The sequence below is a fragment of the Micromonospora olivasterospora genome (genome assembly GCF_007830265.1).
In the GTDB taxonomy this organism is placed as follows: domain Bacteria; phylum Actinomycetota; class Actinomycetes; order Mycobacteriales; family Micromonosporaceae; genus Micromonospora; species Micromonospora olivasterospora.
Genome location: NZ_VLKE01000001.1, coordinates 4,413,345 through 4,433,968 on the forward strand (window position 1 = coordinate 4,413,345; position 20,624 = coordinate 4,433,968).

General features: G+C 75.6%; 12 protein-coding genes and 5 pseudogenes. 5 read left to right on the forward strand and 12 right to left on the reverse strand.

Features of this window, described 5'->3' with window-relative positions:
* Positions 1-35: 35 nt before the first annotated feature.
* The 7 genes and pseudogenes from JD77_RS20370 to JD77_RS20400 all read right to left on the reverse strand — a co-directional run bounded on the left by JD77_RS20370 (position 36) and on the right by JD77_RS20400 (position 9,591).
* Entirely contained in the window at positions 36-1,109 is a 1,074-nt protein-coding gene (locus JD77_RS20370; RefSeq protein WP_170286493.1) for an endonuclease/exonuclease/phosphatase family protein, read from the reverse strand.
* A gap of 47 nt (positions 1,110-1,156) precedes the next feature.
* On the reverse strand, positions 1,157-2,023 hold the full coding sequence (locus JD77_RS20375) for a spermidine synthase (RefSeq protein ID WP_145775755.1): 867 nt from the start codon (positions 2,021-2,023) through the stop codon (positions 1,157-1,159).
* The gene (locus tag JD77_RS20380; RefSeq protein ID WP_145777689.1) at positions 2,023-2,979 is read right to left on the reverse strand and encodes a hypothetical protein; all 957 of its coding nucleotides are present in this window, start codon (positions 2,977-2,979) and stop codon (positions 2,023-2,025) included. Before JD77_RS20380 ends, JD77_RS20375 begins: the two co-directional genes overlap by 1 nt.
* A gap of 289 nt (positions 2,980-3,268) precedes the next feature.
* Positions 3,269-5,742: pseudogene (locus JD77_RS20385) on the reverse strand (AAA family ATPase).
* Positions 5,742-6,887, reverse strand: coding sequence for an exonuclease SbcCD subunit D (locus JD77_RS20390; protein WP_145775756.1), 1,146 nt, complete (start codon positions 6,885-6,887; stop codon positions 5,742-5,744). Before JD77_RS20390 ends, JD77_RS20385 begins: the two are co-directional and overlap by 1 nt.
* Before the next feature lie 17 nt (positions 6,888-6,904).
* Complete coding sequence (locus JD77_RS20395; RefSeq protein ID WP_145777690.1) at positions 6,905-8,656, reverse strand: ATP-binding protein; 1,752 nt, start codon at positions 8,654-8,656, stop codon at positions 6,905-6,907.
* A 155-nt stretch (positions 8,657-8,811) separates the two neighbouring features.
* On the reverse strand, positions 8,812-9,591 hold the full coding sequence (locus tag JD77_RS20400) for a pyrimidine reductase family protein (RefSeq protein WP_145775757.1): 780 nt from the start codon (positions 9,589-9,591) through the stop codon (positions 8,812-8,814).
* Between the two features lie 152 nt (positions 9,592-9,743).
* On the opposite strand from JD77_RS20400, the gene JD77_RS20405 reads away from it, so the two are divergent.
* Positions 9,744-10,289, forward strand: a complete 546-nt coding sequence (locus JD77_RS20405) for a plasmid pRiA4b ORF-3 family protein (protein ID WP_145775758.1) — start codon at positions 9,744-9,746, stop codon at positions 10,287-10,289.
* Positions 10,290-10,345: 56 nt separating this feature from the next.
* Here JD77_RS20405 and JD77_RS20410 read toward each other — a convergent pair whose 3' ends face one another.
* Complete coding sequence (locus JD77_RS20410; RefSeq protein WP_145775759.1) at positions 10,346-10,903, reverse strand: hypothetical protein; 558 nt, start codon at positions 10,901-10,903, stop codon at positions 10,346-10,348.
* An 846-nt stretch (positions 10,904-11,749) separates the two neighbouring features.
* Here JD77_RS20410 and JD77_RS20420 point away from each other — a divergent pair.
* Positions 11,750-12,796 (forward strand): LacI family DNA-binding transcriptional regulator, encoded by a 1,047-nt coding sequence (locus tag JD77_RS20420; RefSeq protein WP_145775760.1) that lies wholly within the window; start codon positions 11,750-11,752, stop codon positions 12,794-12,796.
* A gap of 306 nt (positions 12,797-13,102) precedes the next feature.
* Here the strand turns inward: JD77_RS20420 and JD77_RS20430 are convergent.
* Both JD77_RS20430 and JD77_RS20435 read right to left on the reverse strand, forming a co-directional pair.
* A pseudogene (locus JD77_RS20430) lies at positions 13,103-14,336 on the reverse strand (acyl-CoA dehydrogenase family protein).
* A pseudogene (locus tag JD77_RS20435) lies at positions 14,336-15,426 on the reverse strand (phosphotransferase family protein). Before JD77_RS20435 ends, JD77_RS20430 begins: the two co-directional pseudogenes overlap by 1 nt.
* Positions 15,427-15,576: 150 nt before the next feature.
* On the opposite strand from JD77_RS20435, the gene JD77_RS20440 reads away from it, so the two are divergent.
* The 3 genes and pseudogenes from JD77_RS20440 to JD77_RS33840 form a co-directional block, all read left to right on the forward strand.
* On the forward strand, positions 15,577-16,284 hold the full coding sequence (locus JD77_RS20440; protein ID WP_145775761.1) for an ACT domain-containing protein: 708 nt from the start codon (positions 15,577-15,579) through the stop codon (positions 16,282-16,284).
* A 109-nt stretch (positions 16,285-16,393) separates the two neighbouring features.
* Positions 16,394-16,528 (forward strand): annotated as a pseudogene (locus JD77_RS33835) (ACT domain-containing protein); the annotation flags it as partial.
* A 399-nt stretch (positions 16,529-16,927) separates the two neighbouring features.
* Positions 16,928-17,441: pseudogene (locus JD77_RS33840) on the forward strand (N-acetyltransferase family protein); the annotation flags it as partial.
* 82 nt (positions 17,442-17,523) lie between these two features.
* Here JD77_RS33840 and JD77_RS20450 read toward each other — a convergent pair.
* Complete coding sequence (locus JD77_RS20450; protein ID WP_145775762.1) at positions 17,524-19,089, reverse strand: aldehyde dehydrogenase family protein; 1,566 nt, start codon at positions 19,087-19,089, stop codon at positions 17,524-17,526.
* A 430-nt stretch (positions 19,090-19,519) separates the two neighbouring features.
* The gene (locus tag JD77_RS20455; protein ID WP_145775763.1) at positions 19,520-20,272 is read right to left on the reverse strand and encodes a hypothetical protein; all 753 of its coding nucleotides are present in this window, start codon (positions 20,270-20,272) and stop codon (positions 19,520-19,522) included.
* Positions 20,273-20,624: the final 352 nt, after the last annotated feature.

Sequence of the window (20,624 nt, forward strand, 5' to 3'; positions counted from 1 at the left end):
GCACGGTAGGCCGGCAGCGGCCGTCCCCGCCCGGGTCAGCCCCGAACCGGGCGACCGCCTCCGATGCCGGCGCCGGCGTCCGCCGTCCGGACGCTCGTGGGCGGATCAGGCGTCGGTGGGTAGACGTGGTAGTGCGCGGTCAGGATCCGGTGGTCGGAGAGTGCGGTCTGGCTCACCGTGCAGTCGAGCGGTGTGACGCCGGGCCCGCTGAACAGGTAGTCGATCTTGACCGTGCCGAACGTCGGCCGCATCCTGCCCAGGTCACAGTCGACGCCCTGGTCGTACAGCGGCGCCAGGATCGGCCGACGGCTGCCGCTGACCGTCGTGGCGGGGGTGGTGTTGAGATCGCCGCCGACGATGGTCCGGTAGCCCCGTTCGCGGCCGCGACGGGCTTCGGCGGCGAGTCGTGCAGCCTGCGCGGCCCGAACCCTCCCGTCCGGATCCTGCTGCGGGGTCGACAGGTGGGCGCCGCAGACCTGGAGCCGGGGGGCGCCCAACCGGACGCAGACCGCCAACCGCCGCTCCATCCACCTGCTGCCCACCGGCCTCGGCGACGGGAGCTCGACGAGCCACGACGCGTGGACGGCCGGCGCCCTGCCGGCGCCCGGCGCGGGAAGCGTCCGCACCGCTACCGCCTGGCCGTACCGGTCCCCGCCGGCTCCACAGGTGGCCGGGCGGGTCACCAGCGTGCCGTTCCTGACGGCAGCCGTCGAGGCTTGGCGGAAGTACACCTGCCAGCCGGCGCCGAGGCTGCTCCCCAGCGCGGGCAGCAGGCCCGCGCACATCTCCTGCAGCAGCAGCACGTCCGCCGAGGCGGTCCGTGCCGCCGCACCGATGGCGGCGGCGAGCTGCGGGTGCTGGTGGCCGGCGAGGCAGCGCAACTTGCCGTTGGCGCACACGTTCCAGGTGAGCACCGTCAGCGGAACCGGCGCGGGAGTCGGCGGGGTGGACGCCGCGGGTGGCGCCGGACCCGGCGAGGTGGACGCCGCGGGTGGCGCCGGACCCGGCGAGGTGGACTCGGCGGTCGCGGATCGGCCGATCGGGGGCCAGCCCGCGGCCGCCGTCGCACCGACGGCGGCGATGAGGCAACCGGCCAGGGCGAACGCCACCGGCAGAGGACTCCGGCTCCGCCTCGGCGGCGCGCCGCTCCGCTCCCTCATGTCGGCGTGCCGCCGACGGAGAAGATTCCCGGCGGCGGCGGGGTGGAGTCGGTGGCGTCGGCGTCGCGGACCACCCGCGCGCCCCCGGCGAAACGGTCGAGTTCCTCGCCGGCCAGCACCCGGCCGGGGAACCAGTCCCCGGCGGCCCGCCGGGTCAGCTCCGGCACCGGCGGCTCCGCCCGGCCCGCCACCAGCACCAGGTTGCCGTAGCGCCGGCCGCGCAGCACGGCCGCGTCGGCCACCAGGCAGGCCCGGGGCAGCACCGTGCGGACCGTGGCCACCTGGGCACGGGCGTGCCGCAGCGGCGGGCCGTCGGCGACGTTCGCCAGGTACCAGCCGCCGGGGCGCAGCACGCGGGCCACCTCCGCGGCGTACTCCACGCTGGTCAGCTGGGCCGGGGTGCGGGCGCCGGCGAAGACGTCGGCGACCACCACGTCGTAGGCGGCGTCCCGGCCGGCGGTCAGGGCGGCCCTGGCGTCGCCGATCCGCACCCGCAGCCGGGGGTCGACGGGCCAGGGCAGCTCCCGCCGGACCAGGTCGACCAGGGCGGCGTCCACCTCCACCACCCGCTGGGTGGAGCCGCGCCGGGTGGCCTGCACGTACCGGGGCAGCGTCAGCGCCCCGCCGCCCAGGTGCAGCACCCGCAGCGGCGCGCCGGCCGCGGCGACGAGGTCGAGGGCGGCGGCCAGCCGCCGGACGTACTCGAACTCCAGGTGGGTCGGGTCGGCGAGGTCCACGTGCGACTGCGGCGCGCCGTCGAGCAGCAGCGTCCACGAGCCCGGCCGGTCGGCGTCCGGGACCAGCTCCGCCTCGCCGGTGTCGACCCGTGCCACGATCCGGCCCGTGTCGCGTCGGCGGCCCATCAGCGGCGGTGCCCGCGGCCCGCCCGGGCCGCGGCGGTCAGCGCCCGGTGCAGCAGGCGGGCGTCGCCCAGCAGGGCCCGCAGGCGGCGCTCCAGGCCGGCGATCGGGATCAGGTTCTGCGGCGCGCGCGGGTCCTTGTACGGGGTGGACGCGAACCGGGGCAGGGTGACCAGCGACAGGTCGGCCAGCCCGATCGCCTCCGGCTCGCTCAGCTCCGCCGAGCACTCCACCCGCACGATGCCGGCCCACGGCGCGCCGCTCGCCACCGGCAGCCGCAGGTACCACGAGTATCCGCCCCAGGCCGTGCCGAGCCGGAACACCGGGCACCGCTGCCCGGCGCGCAGCCCGGTCACCACCGCGGTCAGCCTCGCGTCCAGGTACTGGCTGTGCTGCGTCTTGACGTAGCCGAGGGCGCGGGGAAGCTGGCGGCGGTTGCGCAGCGGGCCGTCGACCACCAGCAGGTCCCCGTCGATCCGGGCGGCCCCGGAGACCTCCACCTCCAGGGCGGTCAGCGGCCCCTGCACCGCCGCCTGGAGCTTGTTCAGCTCGCCGGTGCCGCCGACGCGGTGCACCGGGTAGCGGACCGTCCCGGCCCGCACGTCCCGCGCCGACGGGCTGGCCGTGAACAGGCCCCGCCCGACCTTCGCCCCGGCCAGCGCCGCCACGCCCCGCTCCAGGTCGCAGCGCACCACCCCGGCCGCGTACGAGGCGGCCACCCCCGGGTACGACCCGCCGTCCGCCTCGGCCGTCCAGACGCTGGCGTCGATCCGGCGCACCCCGTCGACGAGCAGCACCACGTCGGGTGCCCGCACCCCGCGCCGGACGTCGATCGCCCGCCAGTCCACCGCCGGCAGCTCGACGTTGGCGTCGACCTGCTGGCTGCTCGGCGCGGCCGGCCCCGCCGGGGCGGCCTCGAAGGACGCCCCGAACCCCGGGTCCCAGGCGTCGACGAACAGCTCCGGGCCCGCTACCTCCTCCGCCCCGCTCACGGGACCCGCCTTTCGTTCGCGACCGCGGGACTTCCTCGCTTCGCTCGGGCGTTCCTCGCGCTCACAGGACCCGCCTTTCGTTCGCGACTGCGGGACTTCCTCGCTTCGCTCGGGCGTTCCTCGCGCTCACAGGACCCGCCTTTCGTTCGCGACTGCGGGACTTCCTCGCTTCGCTCGGGCGTTCCTCGCGCTCACAGGACCCGCCTTTCGTTCGCGACTGCGGGACTTCCTCGCTTCGCTCGGGCGTTCCTCGCGCTCACAAGCCCGTCCGTTCCACGCGGGCCGTACGCGCGTTCTTGCGCACCTCGAACCGCACGGGGATGCGCTCGGCCAGGGCCGGCACGTGGGTGACCACGCCGACCATCCGGTCGCCCCGGGCGGCGAGGCTCTCCAGCGTGGCGGCCACCGTGTCCAGGGTGGCCGCGTCGAGCGTGCCGAAGCCCTCGTCCAGGACGATCGACTCCAGGCTCGCCGCCGTGGTCGACATGCCGGCGAGCTGCTCCGACAGCGCCAGCGCCAGCGCGAGCGACGCCTGGAACGTCTCCCCGCCCGACAGGGTGCGCACCCCGCGCCGCAGGCCCGCGTCGTGGTGGTCGACGACGAAGAACTCGCCCTTGTCGTGCACCAGGTCGTACTGGCCGCCGGAGAGCTCCCGCAGGATCCGGGACGCGCCGTCGACGAGCAGGTCCAGCGCCTCGGCCAGCAGCCAGCGCTCGAAGTTGTTGGCCCGCAGGTGCCCCGCGAGGGTCCGGGCCACCCGCGCGTCCCGTTCGTGCCCGGCCCGCTGCTCGCGCAGCTCCGCCGCCTGCTCGCGGCGCTCCAGCAGCCGGCGGTGGGCCGCCTCCGCCCGCTCCACCGCGACCGCGGCCGCGCGCACCGGCTCGTCGTCGACCGGCAGCCCGGCGCTGGCGAAGATCCCGGCGATCCGCTTGTCCACGCCCGCCGCGGCCGTCTCCGCCTCGGCGACCGTTGCGGCGAGCCCCGCCCGCTCCGCGCGCCGCCGCTGCGCCTCCCCGCCGGCCCAGCCGGTCAGCGCGGACCACGCGGCGGCGACATCCTCCCGGTCGGCGGCCGGCGGACCGAACCGCGCCAGCCCGTCCCGGATGGCGTCGAAGTCCCGCCACGCGGCCCGCAGCCGCTCCTCGGCCGCGTCCAGCGCCCCCGGGCCCGCCGGGCCGCGTCCCGGCCCGCCCGGACGGCGCCGGCCGCCTCCTCCAACTCCCGCCGCAGCCGGGCGTGCTCGGCCAGGTCGTGCCGCAGCGCCTCCGGGGCGGCGGCCCCGGCGAGCTGCCCGTCCAGCTCGGCCAGCCGCGCCGCGAGCTGGTCGTGCTCGGCGCGCGCGTGCAGCAGCACCCGCTCCAGGTCGCGCGCCGCCGCGTCGCGCTCCTGCACCACGCGCTTGGCCGCGTCGCTGGCCGTCCGGGCCGCCTTCCCGGCGGCGACGGCCTCCGTCACCGCCGAGCCGGCCGGCACCGGCGGCACCCGCGGCACCACCTGCTCGCACACCGGGCAGGCCGCGCCGTCGACCAGGTGCGCCCGCAGCGCCACCGCCTGGTCGGTGGCCTTCGCCTCCTCGTGCGCGCGGAACGCGGCCTCCAGTGCGGCATCGGCCCGCTCCGCCGCCGACCGGGCCTCGGCCAGCGCGGCCACCGCCGCGCCGTGCTCGCCCTCCGCCGCGCCCAGCGCCGCACGCACCGACTCGGCCTCGCCGGCCAGCCGATCCCGGTCCGCGTACGCCTTCAGCAGCAGCCGCAGCACGCTCTCGTCGCCCGCGCCCGCCAGCTCGCCGCGCAGCTTCTCCTCGCGCTCCTCGGCCAGCGCCACCGCCGTGGCCGCCGCGTCCGCGCCGGCCCGCGCGGCCGCCACGGCCCGGGCCACCTCCGCCACCCCGTCCGGCGGGCGCACGCCGCCCAGCACGGCCAGCTCGGCGTCCAGCGCCGTCAGCGCCGCGCGCGCGTCCCGCGCCGCCGCCCGCGCCAGCTCCCGCTCCGGTACGGCCGCCGCGACCGCCTCCGCCAGCTCGCGCGCCCGGGCCACCCCCGTCTCCGCGTCGGCCAGCGCCGCGTCGTCGACATCGGCGAGCCCGCCGAGCATCCGGTCGACCGCCTCCAGCCTCGCCTCGGCCTGCCCGGCCCGCTCGGTGGCGCGCTTCTGCACCTCCTCGTAGACACCGAGGCCGAGCAGGTTCACCAGGATCTGCTGCCGGGTCGCCGGCTTGGCGTGCAGGAAGTCCGCGAACTGCCCCTGCGGCAGCACCACGCAGCTGGTGAACTGCTCGTACGGCAGCCCCACCGCCTCCAGGACGGCGCGCTCCATCTCGGCCGGGGTGCCGGCGACCACCTCGCCGAGGTCCTCCGGGCTCAGCCCGGTGTCCAGCTTCGTCACGTCGAACCCGGCCGGCATGAGCTGCAGCCCGGCGTTCGCCGTCTTCACGTTGCCCCGGCTGTCGCGGCGCACCACCCGCGTCGCCACGTACCGGGCGCCGGCCGACTCGAAGACCAGCCGGACGCGCGCCTCGCCGGCGGACGGGGCCAGCGCGTTGGACAGCCCCCGCGCGCCGCCCCAGCGGGGCACCGTGCCGTAGAGGGCGAAGCAGATCGCGTCCAGGACCGTGGACTTGCCGGAGCCCGTCGGGCCGACCAGCGCGAAGAAGTCCGCGTCGGTGAAGTCGACGGTGGTCTCGTCGCGGAAGACGGTGAACCCCGCCATGTCGAGCCGCATCGGGCGCATCAGCCGTCGACCTCCTCGAGCAGCTCGTCGAACAGCTCCCGGACGCCGTCGTCGGCGTGCCCCCGGCTGTCCAGGTAGTCGGCGAACAGCTCACGCGGCGACCGGCCGGCCCGCTGCGCCCGTGCCCCGCCGCCCGGGGCCGGCACCAGCTCCGGATCGATCCGGATCTCCAGGGCCCGGGGGAGCAGCTCCTGCACCTCCTCGCGCAGCCCGGCCCGGGGCTGCTCGCGGACGTACACCCGCAGCCAGCCGTCGGGCGGGGCGAGCTCGGCGAGCTGGGCCAGGGTGCCCCGCACCGTGCGCAGCGGCACCGCCGCCGGCACCGGCACCTCGCGGACGCGGGCCGCGGTCGTCGCGGTCACCTCCACCACGGTCACCGACGGGACGTTCTCCTGCTCGCCGAAGTCCACCGCGAGCGGGCTGCCGCTGTACCGGATCGGGCAGGGGCCGTTCACCCGCTGCGAGCGGTGCAGGTGGCCGAGCGCCACGTAGTGGGCGGTGCCGGGGAACACGGTCGCCGGGACGGCGTACCCGAGGACGGTGTGCGCGTCCCGCTCGCCGCCGCCGGTCGCCGCGCCCACCACGGTGAGGTGGGCGGTGACCAGGTGCACCCGGTCCGGCTCGGTGAAGCCCTCGGTGAGCCGGCCGAGCAGTCGGCCCAGGTGGTCGGCGTACGTCTGGTTGGCCTCGGCGGCGGTCAGCTCGTACATCTCCACCGCGCGGACGGCGTACCGCTGGGACAGGAACGGCAGGGCCGCCAGCCGCCACCGCTCGCCGCCCGCGGTCGTCCCGTCGACGACGTGCTCGTCGGGGTTGTCGCGTACGCCGCCGCGCAGCGTGATCCCGGCGGCCTCGGCCCACGGCCGCAGCGCGTCGAGCGCCTGACCGTTGTCGTGGTTGCCGCCGATCGCCACCACGTCGGCGCCGGTGCGGCGCAGTGCCGTCAGCGCCCGGGTGACCAGCCGGGTCGCCTCGGGGGTGGGCGCGGCCGTGTCGTACAGGTCCCCGGCGACGATCACCAGGTCGGGCCGCTCGGCACGGGCGACGTCGATCACCCCGGCGAGGACCTGCTTGTGCTCGTCGGCCCGGGACTGCCCCTTGAGTACCTTGCCGACGTGCCAGTCCGAGGTGTGCAGGATCTTCACGCCTCATACACCCCCTCTCAGAACGGGATGTCGTCGTCCGCGCCGCCGGCCGAGCCGACCACGGCGAACGGGTCGGCCGCCCCGGTGATCGAGCGCAGCGTCTGCGACGGCACCCGGCCGGCCTCGGAGACCCGGGTCGCCCAGGCCGGGAACGGGAACTCCAGGCAGAGCGGCACCGGGATGTCGGGCTGGTTGACGAACATCGTGCCGGGCTTGGCCAGCAGCGCCCGCTGCCGCTGGGCCGGCGGCAGGAAGCCGTACTCGGGGCGGGACGCCTCGGCCGGGTCGAGCCGGCCGACCACCCGGATCGCCGAGTTGGTGACGATCCGCCGCTCCACCTCGCTCGCGGTCTGCTGCGCGCCGACCAGGATCACCCCGAGCGAGCGGCCCCGCTCGGCGATGTCGAGCAGCACCTCCTTGATCGGCGAGGAGCCCTCGCGGGGTGCGTACTTGTTCAGCTCGTCGAGCACCACGAACAGCAGCGGCTTGGCGGTGCCGGCCTTCTCCTTGCGCTCGAACTCGCTCTTGAGCGTCACGCCGACCACGAACCGCTGGGCGCGGTCCGGCAGGTTGTGCAGGTCGACGACGGTGACCTGGGCGCTCTCGGCGGTGTTGATGCTGTGCGGGCGGCGGGTGGCCAGGTCGCCCCGGATGAGCCGGCCCAGGTCCTTCTTGCTGCCGATCAGCCGCCGGGCGAACGCGTTGACCGTGCCCAGCCCGACCGCGCTGCCGGCCCAGTCGCCCCGGGTCTCGTCGTCGTTGAGCTGCGCGACGACGTGGTCCACCAGGTCGGCGTACGACCCCAGCCGGACCCCGTCGACGCTCACCCCGCCGTCGGCGGGCTGGGCGTACCGGGCCAGGTGGGCGGCGACCGAGTGGACCACCATCGTGTACTGCTGGCGCTCGTCGTCGGCGTCGGCGAACACGTACGGCAGCAGCCGGTCGGCGCAGAACTCGCTCAGCGTCCAGTAGAAGCTGTCCACGCCGGTGAGCCGGCTGCTCACGTCGGGCGTGCCGGAGGAGTCGCCGACCCGGGGCGGCGCGTACACCCGCACGTCGGGGAAGGCGCCCGCGTCCAGCCCGAGCCTCGCGTAACCGGCCCGGGTCGCGTCGTCCAGCCTGGCGTTCGGATGGTCGAGGAAGAGCAGGTCCTCGCCCTTGACGTTGAAGATCAGCGCCTTGGCGTTGACCGCGTCGCCGCCGAGCACCCCCGACCGGAAGACGGAGTAGAGCAGGAACGTGGCGAAGCTGGTCTTGGTGGCCACGCCGGAGATGCCGGAGATGGAGACGTGGGCGCCGCGGGTGCCGTCGAGGAAGTCGGCGTTGAGGTAGACCGGCACCCCGTCGCGGCCCATCCCCATCGGGATGCGCCGCTCCATCCGGTCGAAGTGCAGCGCCCGGGCCCGGGCGTCGCCCTCGGCCCGGTGTACGACCGCGCCGGGCGTGGGCGGCACGTAGAACTCGGGGTCGACCCGGGTGGTCGTCACCTCGGCCGCCTCCTGCACCTGGGCGGGCAGCGTGCCGTCGGCGATGGCGAACACGTCGGAGTCGAACTGGGCGCCCTCGTGCCGGGCGCGCACCTGGGTCACCACGCCGGCGATCGTCACCGGCTCCCGGTCGGGCAGCTCCCGCCGGGTCACCACCACGTCGTCGAGTTGCAGGTAGCTGCCGGGGGAGACGGCCGTCCAGAACTGCAGGGGGGTGGCGTCGGCGGTGCCGAGCACCCGGCCCACGCCCTCGCCCGGGCCGTCGAACCCGTCGTCGGCGATTCCGTCGTCGGCGATCGGCACGCTGTCGGTCATCAGCGCACTCCGGTCAGTCGGTCGTCTCGAGGGCACAACACGAGGAGCATCCTGCCCGAGGGATGCGACAGGTTGCCACGCGACGCGGCGGACGCCACCGCCCGACTGTCCCGCCGTGTCGGTCAGTGTGCGGCCGGATGCGCAGCGTCGCCGGGTCGGTCGCGGGCGTACCGGAGCATGAGCGTGCCGTCGGCGGCGGCCAGGACGTGCCGCAGCGGCAGGTGGCGGGGGGCGCTGGCGGCTCCGGCGGTGATCCGGCCGGGCCCGGCGCCGGCGAGCAGCGGCGACACCGTCAGGCAGACCTCGTCGACCAGGTCGGCGGCGGTGAGCGCGCCGAACAGGTGCGGCCCGCCCTCGCAGAGCAGTTGCCCGAGGCCGCGCCGGCGCAGCTCGGCGAGCCCGGCCGCCAGGTCCACCCGGTCGGCGCCGCAGCGCACCAGCTCGGCGACCTCCGTCAGGCCGGGCGGCGCCTCGGCGGCGGCGGAGGTGAGCACGACCGGCCGCACCGGCGCGTCCGCGAAGGCGGCCTGGGCCGGGTCCAGGTCCAGGGAGCCGGAGACCACGACCAGGATCGGGTACTCCGCCAGCCCCTGCGCGCGCCGCCAGGCGCGGCGCGGCTCGCTGAGCCGTACGGCCCGGTAGCCCTCGTGGCGCAGCGTGCCGGCGGCCACGACGAGGCCGTCGCAGAGCATCCGTAGCAGGCCGAACACCCGTTTGTCGGGCTCGCCCGACAGCCCGGCGGAGTAGCCGTCCAGGGCGACCGCGCCGTCGACGCTGGTCACGAAGTTGACCCGCAGCCGGGGACGATCCGTGCGGCCGTACAGCGCCGCCAGCTCGGTGTCGTCGAGGGGCGCGGCGGACGGGGCCGGCCAGAGCCGGGAAATCGGCGTCGTGACGCTCATTCGCCCGCCGGACCGGTGACCGGAGGGGTGGGTTCGGGGGTACGGTGCTGGCAGTCGCACCACTTCCGGCCCGGACAGTCGTCGTGCCGCCGTTCTCGGCAGGCTCGGCAGATCATTCCGGCAGCCTATGCCGTGGAGGGAGGGGACAGCACATGCCGCGTCAGATCTACCAGGTGAAGATGTCCCTCAGCGGGGTCCGCCCGCCGGTCTGGCGGCGGGTGCTCGTCCCCGGCGGATACACGCTCGACCGGCTGCACCGCGTGGTGCAGCACGCCATGGGCTGGCGGGACTGCCACCTGCACTCGTTCGAGATCGACGGCAGGCAGTACGGCGCTCCCGACCCCGACGGGGAGTTGGCCCTGCGCGACGAGCTGGACGTCCGGCTCGACGCGGTGCTCGGCAAGGGCAGCCGGTTCCAGTACGTCTACGACTTCGGCGACTGGTGGGAGCACGACCTCGTGGTCGAGGACGTCTTCGCGGCGGACCCGGACGACCGGTACCCGACCTGTCTGGCGGGGGAGCGTTCCTGCCCGCCCGAGGGCATCGGCGGCCCGCCCGGGCACCAGGTGCTGCTGGCCGCGCTGGCCGACCCGGCCCACCCGGAGCACCGCTCCATGCGCGACTGGGTGGGCGACCGGTACGACCCGGAGGTCTTCGACCCGGGCCGTGCCGCCACCCTCCTGCGTCACCTCTGCTAGAGCGCGCGCTGGCCGGGTCCCCGGTACGGGGACCCGGCCAGCGGATCGTGCTTCTGTCAGCTGTTCCAGTGCTGGGCGACCAGGTCGGCGGCCTGCTGCTCCCACTGCGCGTACGCGTCCGGGTAGGCCGACACCTGCACCGTCTGCGCGGCCTGGGTCAGCGGCATGTCCTGCCACCCGTCGACCTGCCGCAGGCCCTTCAGGAACGCGGTCGTCGAGTACTCGGGGTCGGTGATCTGCTCCGGGGTGCCCCAACCCGACGACGGGCGCTGCTGGAACAGGCCCAGCGAGTCGTGGTCGTTGGCGTCACCCAGATGGCGGAGGTTCTCCAGCTTCGACTCCTGCAGGCTGGTGGCGATCGAGATCACCGCCGCCCGCTCCGGCAGACCGGCCTTCTTCGTCGCCGCGATGATCGCCTTCGCGTTCGCGGTCTGCTCGTCGTTCAGGGCGATGTGCGACTGCTGGCCCTGCACATGCACGGTCACCGCGACGGGCTTCGCCTCGGCCGGGGCGGCGTGGGCGGCGGTGGCGTGCAGCGGACCGGCGGCCAGCCCACCGGCGAACGCCAGACCAGCAATACCGAGAACGCTCTTACGCAGCAGCATCGTCTTCATGATCAAAGCTCCATTCGGGGGTCGGCGCACACCAAGGGGGACGGCGTGCGCAAGCACCGCCAGGCGCTCGAAGGGGGAAAGTCTCTGTCCGGTGCGACCGCGGGCCGGGGGTGCCTCGTCGCGGCGGGGTGCCTCGCCGGGGCGGGGGCCCCGGCGCGGGCGGGGCTGCCTCGTCGCGGTGCCGGGAACCATGTCCAACGACCGGCGGCCCACCATCATTCCGGGCCCGGCCACCCCGCCTCCCTGAGGGCGGGTGGCCTTTCTCGGTCGTGCACCGGTGTTCAACGCCCCCGCCCCGCCGCCCATTCCGCCCCGAGAGACGCCCCACCCACCCAAAAACCGGACACCCCACCCCACACCCCCGGGGGGCGTGGGGGCACCCCCAAGATCCGGACAGATTCACGGAAACAGTGGCCTTGACGCGCCGAATGGGCACTCTTTCCGTGAACCTGCCTCGGCGAACCGCTCCCGCATCGGCGTCGGGAAGTAGCGAATTCCGGACGCGGGGCAGCGCCGCGTACCCGTGCAGGGACGGCGCAGGGCGGCGCATCCGGGCGGTGTCGGCGCACGGCGGGCCTCCGACCGCAGCCGCCCGACGGAGCGGACGCCCGACAGCAGTTGCGGGGCTACTTCGCCTGAACGTTGATGGATAATCCGACCGGGCGGTGTTACGTCGACCATGACAGCCGGGCCCGGGTTCCCAAGTCCAGCGCCAGGTGGTACGCCGAGGTGATCCGACGCAACGGTCTGGCCGCACAATAAGCCGAAGGTCAGCACGTGCCGGGCGGGCCCGGCGGCCACCCCGGGCGGGGCGTGCCGGGCCGCCCGCTGTCGGAGGAGCAGACGATGACGACGCAGCGCACCCGGTCGCTCGGGCGTCCGACCCTCGACGCGGTCGCCGCCCGCGCCGGGGTCGGCCGCGGCACGGTCTCCCGGGTGGTCAACGGGTCGCCGCAGGTGAGCCCCGAGGCCCGGGCCGCGGTGCAGCGGGCCATCGCGGAGCTGGGGTACGTGCCGAACCGGGCGGCCCGGGCGCTGGTCACCCAGCGGACCGACTCGGTGGCGCTGGTCGTCTCCGAGCCCGGGGACCGGGTCTTCGCGGAGCCGTTCTTCGCCGCGGTCGTCCGGGGCATCAGCTCGGCGCTGCTGGAGACGCCGATGCAGCTCTGGCTGGCCATGGCGCAGTCCCCCGTGCAGCGGGAGCGGGTCGAGCACCACCTGACCAGCCAGCACGTCGACGGCGTGCTGCTGTTGTCGCTGCACGACGCCGACCCGCTGCCCGCCCTGCTGGAGGAGCGCGGGCTGCCGACCGTACTCGGCGGCCGGCCGGCCCGGATGCTCCAGCCGGGCGCGCAGCCGGCGTACTTCGTGGACGTGGACAACGTCGGCGGCGCCCGGAACGCGACGCGGTACCTGTTCGACCGGGGCCGGCGGCGGGTCGCCACCATCGCCGGCACCCAGGACGTGGGCCCCGGGCTGGCACGGTTGACCGGCTACCGGGAGGCCGTCGAGGCCACGGGGGTGGGGCTCGACCCGAACCTGATCGCGTACGGCGACTTCAGCGAGGAGAGCGGGGCGGCCTGCATGCGCCACCTGCTGGAGACCAGTCCCGACCTCGACGCGGTCTTCGTCGCCTCCGACCTGATGGCGTTCGGCGCACTGCGTACGCTGCGCGGGGCCGGCCGGCGGGTGCCCGAGGACGTCGCGGTGGTCGGCTTCGACGACGCGCCGGTGGCCCGGCAGGCCGAGCCGCCGCTGACCACCGTCTTCCAGCCGATCGAGGAGATGGGCCGGCAGATGGTCCAGCTGCTCGTCGCCCGCATCCGCGGCGACGAGCTGCCCGCTCCGTGCGTCCTGCTGGACACCCGCCTGGTGCCCCGCGCCTCCACCTGACCCGCCGCCCCGCCCGCCCCGCCCGCCCCGCCCCGCCCGCCCGCCCCGCCCGCCCGCCCCGCCCCGCCCCGCCCCGCCCGCCCGCCCCGCCCGCCCGCCCGCCCCGCCCCGCCCCGCCCCGCGATCTTGCACTTTGTGCCCGGGCATGAGGGGCAAAAGCCGCGAAGTGTGGGCCGAAAGTGCAAGATCGGCGCGGAACCCGGCCCGTCGCGGGGAGGGGGGGGGACCGGCGTCGCGGGGAGGGGCGGGGTGGAATCCGGCCCGTCGCGGGGAGGGGCGGGTGGGGTCGGGGAGGGGCGGGGGGGGTCAGGGCCAGCGGGCCAGTTCGCGGCGGGCGAGGGATGCGCGGTGCACCTCGTCGGGGCCGTCGGCGAGGCGCAGCGTGCGGGCCTGCGCCCAGAGGGCGGCCAGCGGGGTGTCCTGGCTGACGCCCGCGCCGCCGTACCCCTGGACGGCCTTGTCGATCACCCACTCCGCCATCCCGGGAGTGGCGATCTTGATGGCCTGGACACGGTGTGCGCGCCCCTGTTGCCCACCGTGTCCATCAGCCAGGCGGTCTTCAGCACCATCAGCCGGGCCTGCTCGATGCGGACCCGGGACTCGGCGATCCACTCCCGGACCACGCCCTGCTCGGCGAGCGGCCGGCCGAACGCCACCCGGTCCAGCGCCCGCCGGCACAGCAGCTCCAGGGCCCGCTCGGCCATGCCGACCAGCCGCATGCAGTGGTGGATGCGCCCGGTCCGAGCCGGGCCTGGGCGATGGCGAACCCGGCGCCCTCCGCACCGACCAGGTTCTCCGCCGGCACCCGTACGTCGGTGAAGTCGATCTCGGCGTGCCCGCCGTACGGGGCGTCGGTGTAGCCGTAGACGGTCATGCCGCGGCGCACGGTCACGCCCGGCGTGTCCCGGGGCACCAGGATCATGCTCTGCTGCCGGTGCCGGTGCCGGTGCCGGTGCCGGTGCCGGTCCGCGCCGGGGTCGGTCTTGCCCATCACGATGAAGACCTCGCAGCGCGGGTCCATCGCCCCGGACGACCACCACTTGCGCCCGTTGATCACGTACGAGTCCCCGTCGCGCACGATGCGGGTGGCGATGTTGGTGGCGTCGGAGGAGGCCACCTCGGGCTCGGTCATGCAGAACGCCGAGCGGATCTCGCCGTCGAGCAGGGGCTTCAGCCAGCGCTCCCGCTGCGCCTCCGAGCCGAACTCGGCCAGCAGCTCCATGTTGCCGGTGTCCGGGGCGGCGCAGTTGATCGCCTCCGGGGCCAGGTGCGGGCTGCGGCCCGTCAGTTCGGCCAGCGGCGCGTACTGGAGGTTGGTCAGGCCGGCGCCGTAGCGCGGGTCGGGGAGGAAGAGGTTCCACAGGCCACGCCGGCGCGCCTCGGCCTTCAGCTCCGCCAGCACCGGCGGGCGGGCCCACGGGTCGCCGGCCGCGGCCACCTGCTCGGCGTGCACCGGCTCGGCCGGGTACACGCACTCGTCCAGGAACGCGGACAGCTTCTCCCGCAGCTCCTGCGTGCGGGCGTCGTACCGGAAGTCCATCACTTCTCCCTGACTGCGCGCAGACCGTGCGCGACCAGCGGCGCGACCAGGTCGCCGATCCGGTCGAACCCCCCCCGCCGAGCGTCTGCCCGAGGGTGTGCCGGTAGTGGATGCCCTCGCAGATCACCGCGAGCTTGAAGCAGCCCAGGGCGACGTGCCAGTGCAGCGGCCCGACGTCGACGTCGGCGCGCCCGGCGTACCGGGCGATCAGCTCGGGCCCGGCGGGGAAGCCGGCGCGCGCGCCGAGCCCGTCGGCGACCGGGTTGCCGGCGGCGGCGTCACTGTCGCCGAGCACGTCCCAGTACGTCAGCAGCAGCCCGAGATCGGCCAGCGGATCGCCCAGCGTGGCCATCTCCCAGTCGAGCACCGCCCGCACCGCCACCGGGTCGACGGTGGCCAGGAGGTTGTCGAGCCGGAAGTCGCCGTGCACGATCCGTCCCGCGTTCGTCCCCTCGGGCACGGAGGCGGCGAGCGCGTCGCGCAGCTCGTCGATGCCCGGCAGCGGGCGGCTGCGGGACTGGTCGAGCTGCGCGGCCCAGCGGCGGACCTGCCGGCCGAGGAAGCCGTCGGGGCGGCCGAAGTCGGCCAGCCCGACCGACGCGGGGTCGACCGCGTGCAGGGCGGCGAGCGCGTCCATCATGGCCAGGGCCAGCTCGCGGCACTGCCCGGCGGTCAGCGGGTCGGTCTGCGACCGGCTGCGGAACACCTCGCCGGTCACCCGCTCCATGAGGTAGAACGGGGCGCCGATCACGTCGGGGTCGGCGCAGTACAGCAGCGCCGCGGGCACCGGCACGGCGGTGGGGGCCAGGGCCGAGATGACCCGGTGCTCCCGGGCCATGTCGTGCGCGGTGGCCAGCACGTGCCCGAGCGGGGGGCGGCGCAGCACCACCTCGTGATCGCCGGAGCGCAGCAGGTACGTCAGGTTCGACTTGCCTCTGGCGATCAGCCGGGCCCGCAGCGGCGCGGCGGCCAGCTCCGGGCGGCGCCCGGTCAGGTACGCGGCGAGCCGGTCGAGGTCCAGCCCCCGTGGGGACGCCTCCTCCGGGCCGGGCGCGGCCGGCCGGTGCGCCTCGACGGCCGGATCGCTCATCCGAATAGTTGATGGCGCCCCCGCCGGGGTGTCAAGGCCGGTTTTCCCGGCGGGACATGCCGCGGCAACAGGGGCGAAATGGTCAACCGGCAGCCTGGACCCAGCCTGCCGGACGCCATGAGCGCCGGCCCACGGAGCGGAGGGACGATCATGTTGCTGAGAGTTCGGGTGACCCTGCCGGACCGCCCCGGCACCCTCGGCCAGGTGGCCCGCACGCTGGGCGTCGCGGGCGCCGACATCGTCCAGGTGGTCGTCCTGGAGCGGCTCGGCGGGCGGGCGGTCGACGACTTCACGGTCGTCTGGCCGGGCGCCGACCGGGTGGAGCGGCTGCTGGCCGGCCTGGCCGCCATTCCCGGCGTACGGGTCGACGGGGTCTGGCGGGCGATCGGCGCCCCGACCGCCACCGGCCAGGACGCCGAACTGCTGGCCCAGGTCGCCGGCAACCCGGCAGACGGGCTGGCCACCGTCGTCGACGCGGTCCCCGGGCTGCTCGGCGCCGACTGGGCGGTCGCGGCGGTGGTGCCGGTGGACTGGGCGTCGCGGACGGGCGGCGGCGCCGACCCCACCGTGGCGCACGCGAGCTGGCGGGCGCCCGTACCGCCCCGGCTGCCCGAGATCACCCCGCTGCGCGCCCGCGCGCTGACCGGCGCCGACGGCCGCCACTACGCGGTCGCGCCGTTCGGCCGGGCCGGGCTGGTGCTGGTGGTGGCCCGCGAGCACGACGAGCCGCTGACCGCCGCCGCGTTCCACGCCACGGAGGTGGACCGGCTCGCCCAGCTCGTCCGGGCCTGCGCCGTGATCCTCGGGGGCCGGCTGGACCTGGTCGGCCCGCCGCCGCCGGTGGTGGCCGGCGGATGAGCACGCCACCGACGCCTCACCAGCTCCCGTCCAGGTAAGACGATCACCCGAAGGGAGGGAGCGGCGTTTCTCCTCGCCTGACGGCGAGGGCGCCGACGCCGCGATTCCGATGACGCTGTGGCGGATCCGGGCCACCGTGGACGACCGGCCGGGTTACCTGTCGGTGCTCACGGCGAGCCTCGCGTTGCGCGGGGTCAACATCCTCGCCGTGCAGGTGCACACCACCGAGGCCGGCGCCGTGGACGATTTCCTGGTCGACGCGCCGGACACCCTGGACGAGGCGGAACTGGTCGCCGCCGTGGAGCGGGGCCGGGGGCGGGACTGCTGGGTGGCGCGCAGCGAGGCGCGCGGTCTGGCCGACCAGCCCACCCGGGCGCTCGGCCTGGCCACCCGGCTGGTCCGGGACCCGGAGGACACGGGCGGCGCGCTGCGGGCGCTGCTCGGCGCCGACGAGGTCGCCTGGCTGCCCACCCGGGTCGCCGGCGGTATCGACGGGACCACCATGCAGCTGCCGGACCCGGCCGGGGGGTCGTACCGGCTGCGCCGGGCCGCGCCGAGCTACACCCCCGCCGAGTACGCCCGCGCGCAGGCGCTCGTCGAGCTCGCGGCGACCGCGGCCCGCCGGGCCGCCGACCACGTCACCCTGGTCCTGCCCGACGGGGCCGAGCTGCTGGTCCGACCCGCCACCGCCGACGACCTCGCGGGCGTACGCGAGCTGCACGAGGGCTGCTCGGCGCGGACCCGGCAGCGACGCTACTTCGTCGGGGCGGCGCTGCCGTCGCCGGCGCGGCTGCGCCGGCTGCTGGAGCCGGCCGAGGGCTGACCCTGCTCGCCACGACGACCGCCGGGCCGGGCGGCCGGCCGGGCGGGTCGTGGCGATGGCGAACCTGGTCGCCGAGGGGGACGAGGCCGAGGTGGCCCTGCTGGTGCGGGACGACTGGCAGCGGCGCGGGCTCGGCACCGCCCTGCTCCGCCGCCTGCTCGGCCAGGCCGAGCGGGCCGGTGTCGCGGCCGTGCTGCTGCACGTCCAGGCGGAGAACGGCCCGATGCTGCGTACGCTGCGCCGGCTCGACCGCCCCGCGACCCTGGAGCGGGACGGCTCCGTGGTGACGGTGACGGTGCCCGTCACCCCGGCCGCCGCCCCGCCCGCGCCGCCGACCCCGTCGCCTCCGCGGCCGCGCCCCGCCCCGGCGGTCCCGGTGACCCTGCCGTGCCGAAGGCGCCGGGCAGGGGCCCTCCTTACACCGCCGGGTAGCTGTTGTAGTCGGGGAAGTTGCCGTAGAGGCGGTCGTCGCCGCCGACCGTGACGGCCTGCACCAGCAGGTCACCGCCGACGAAGGCGCCCTTCCAGGAGGCGCCCCGGCCGCCGAACGGCTCCTCCCGGTCGCCCCGGGAGCGCGGCTTGTTGATGCCCACCTTGAACGCCTGGAGGTCGACCGCGAGCTTGCCGGCCAGCTCCTCGTCGTCGCAGGCCAGCGAGGCGACCAGCGCGCCGTTGGAGGCGTTCATCTGGGCCAGCAGCTCGTCGGTGGTGTCCACCACGACGATGGTGTCGACCGGGCCGAACGGCTCGGCGTGCATGAGCCGGGACCGGCCGGGCGGGGCGAGCAGCACCGACGGGGCCACGTACGCCGAGGTGTCCTGCCCGTCGAGGAACGGCGCCCCGGCCAGCTTGCCCCGGTGCAGCGGGATGGCGCCGCCGCGTACCGCCTCCTCGACCTTGCGGCGCAGCTCGTCGGCCTTGGCCGCGCTGATCAGCGGGCCGAAGTCCAGCTCGGGCAGCGGGTCGCCGGCCTGCCAGGTCTCGTCCACCGCAAGCGGGTGGCCGAGGCGGACCGAGCGGACCACCGGCAGGTACATGTCGAGGAACTCGTCGACGAGGTCCCGCTGCACCACGAACCGCGGGTACGCGGTGCAGCGCTGCTTGCCGTACTCGAAGCCCTTCTTCAGGTGCCCGGCGAGCAGGTCCCACTGGGAGAAGTTCCAGATGCCCCAGGCGTTGAGGCCCTCCTGCTCGATGAAGTGCCGCTTGTCGGTGTCGAGCAGCGCGGCGGCCACCTTTCCGCCGTTGGACCGCCCGCCGACGAACGCCACCGCGCCGATCTCCGGGGCCCGGACCAGGACCTCGGAAAGCTCCTCGCCGCCGCCGGAGACCAGGGTCGCGGGCAGCCCGGCGCGGCGCATCAGCGCGTGCGCGACGGTGAGGCAGACCGCCCCGCCCTGGGAGGGGGTCTTCGCGATGACCGCGTTGCCGGCGAGCAGCTGCACCAGCTCGGCGTGCACCAGGACGCTCATCGGGTAGTTCCAGCTCGCGATGTTGCTGACCGGCCCGGGCAGCGGCTCCCGGCCGTCGGCGAGCATCCGGTCGATCTCCCCGACGTACCAGCGGACGCCGTCGAGGGCCCGGTCCACGTCGGCGCAGGCCAGCCGCCACGGCTTGCCGATCTCCCAGACCAGCAGCAGGGCGAGCAGGTCGCGGTGCGCGGTGAGGGCGTCGAGGGCGTCGACGACCCGGGCCTTCCGGTCGGCCAGCGGGGTCCGGGCCCACTCGCGGTGCGCCGCCGCGGCGTACGCGACGGCCGCGTGGGCGGTCTCGGCGTCCAGCCGGGGCAGGTTGACCAGCAGGGTGTTGTCGACCGGCGTGCGTACCGGGCTGGGCGAGCCGACGCTGCGCCAGTCGCCCTCGACGAGGTTGCGCAGGGTGGCCACGCCGTCGGCCTCGGGGCCGAATGCCTCGGGCGCGGCGGCCACGGCGCGGGCGAGGGTGTCGGCCCAGGCGGTGCCGTCGGCGAGTCGTAGTGCCATCGCGGATCTCCTCAGGATCGACCGGGGAGCGGCGGCGTCGATGGCACCGCTGGTGTGGGCGTACTGTCCCGCGCTGCCGCGACGGGCGGCAACAGTACGTTCGTATGTCAGGACGCGAGGCCGCCTCCTGGCCGCCCCCTCGCGCGCCCGCCGGGTGGCTCCAGTCGACGTTGACCAGCTAAGTCGTGGGCGCTATATCGGCTTGCGCCGATCATGTGATCCGCGTCGGAGCATCCGGCGCTCCCCCTGCGCCGTGCCCGGCAACGGGGAACCGGCCGCCGGAGGGGTGGCCCGGCGGCCGGTTCGGAGGCGTCGTCGGTTCAGCTGGTGAAGGTGACCCTGTCCCGACGGCGCCGCAGCAGCACCAGGGTGGCGCCGCCGCCGATCAGCGCCAAGCCGGTCAGCGCCATGCCGGTCAGCGCCATGCCGGTCAGCGCCATGCCGGTGCGGCCACGCCGGTCACTGGCAGGCCGCCCCCGCTGCCGCCGTTCTCGCTGTCGGCACCCGTGCCCGACGCGGGCGACGGCGCCGTTTCGCCGCCCGAGGCCGGCTGGGACGGGTCGGCGGACGGCGCACCCGGGATGCCGGGGTTCGGGGCGGGCGACTCGGGCTCGGTGGAGTCCGCGCAGGGCTTGAGCCAGAAGACCTTGGACTTGGTGCCCGAGGACCCGCCGCCGACCAGGTCCACGTCGAGCTTGAGGTGGTAGCCCTGCTTGTCGTGCGCCTCGACGCCGGCCAGGTCGAGGTCCCGGGCCGAGAGCCGGATGACCTCGTCGTGGTCGTTCTCGGCGCCACTGGCCGGGTCGGTGCTGATGACCCTGTTCCGAACGGACCAGACGACCTTCTTCGGCTTGCTCGGCGGCTGGCTGGTGAGTGTAGCCACACCGACCGTGTGGTGCGGCTGGCCCCTCCCCTGGCGGGGCGCTGCGCCGGGGTACGTGATGCCGGCCCGCTGGTCCGCGTCGAAGTTGAAGAACTCCAGCTCGAACTCGCAGGTGACGTGGGGCTCGTTGTCGACCGAGTCCGTGTACGACGGACCGTCGATCTTCACGGTGCCGTTGTCGCCCTTGGGGTTGTGGCCGTTGCCGGGGGCGAGCTGGTTGAGCGGCGCGCTGGCCCAGGCCGGGGCGGCGAGGGCTAGGCAGGCCGTGGCGGCGGTCGCGGTCAGGGTCGCGCGCGCCACGCGCCGAAGTTGTGGCATGAAAAGTCCTCCGGGGAAAGGGACCGAGGGGACGAGTCATGATCGCATGCGACGCGTCCCTTTTGAACCCTGGAGGGTGGTCTGAGCTGGGATGCTGGGGTGGCAAATCCCATCGCCGTAGGGGAGATGTCGGCCACTCGACGGGGTGTCCGCGTAACGTTTCTACCCCCGTTGACGCCCGCGCACCCCCGGCGTTCTTGGACAGTTGCTGTTGCGTCGCCGTGACCGGAACTGTCCAGGGTCCAACTGTTCCGGGCGCCAGCCGGCGGCGAGCAGGGCGCGGCGGAGGGTGCGTCCGCCTCGTCGACGGAAACCGCCGGCACCACATTCCCCG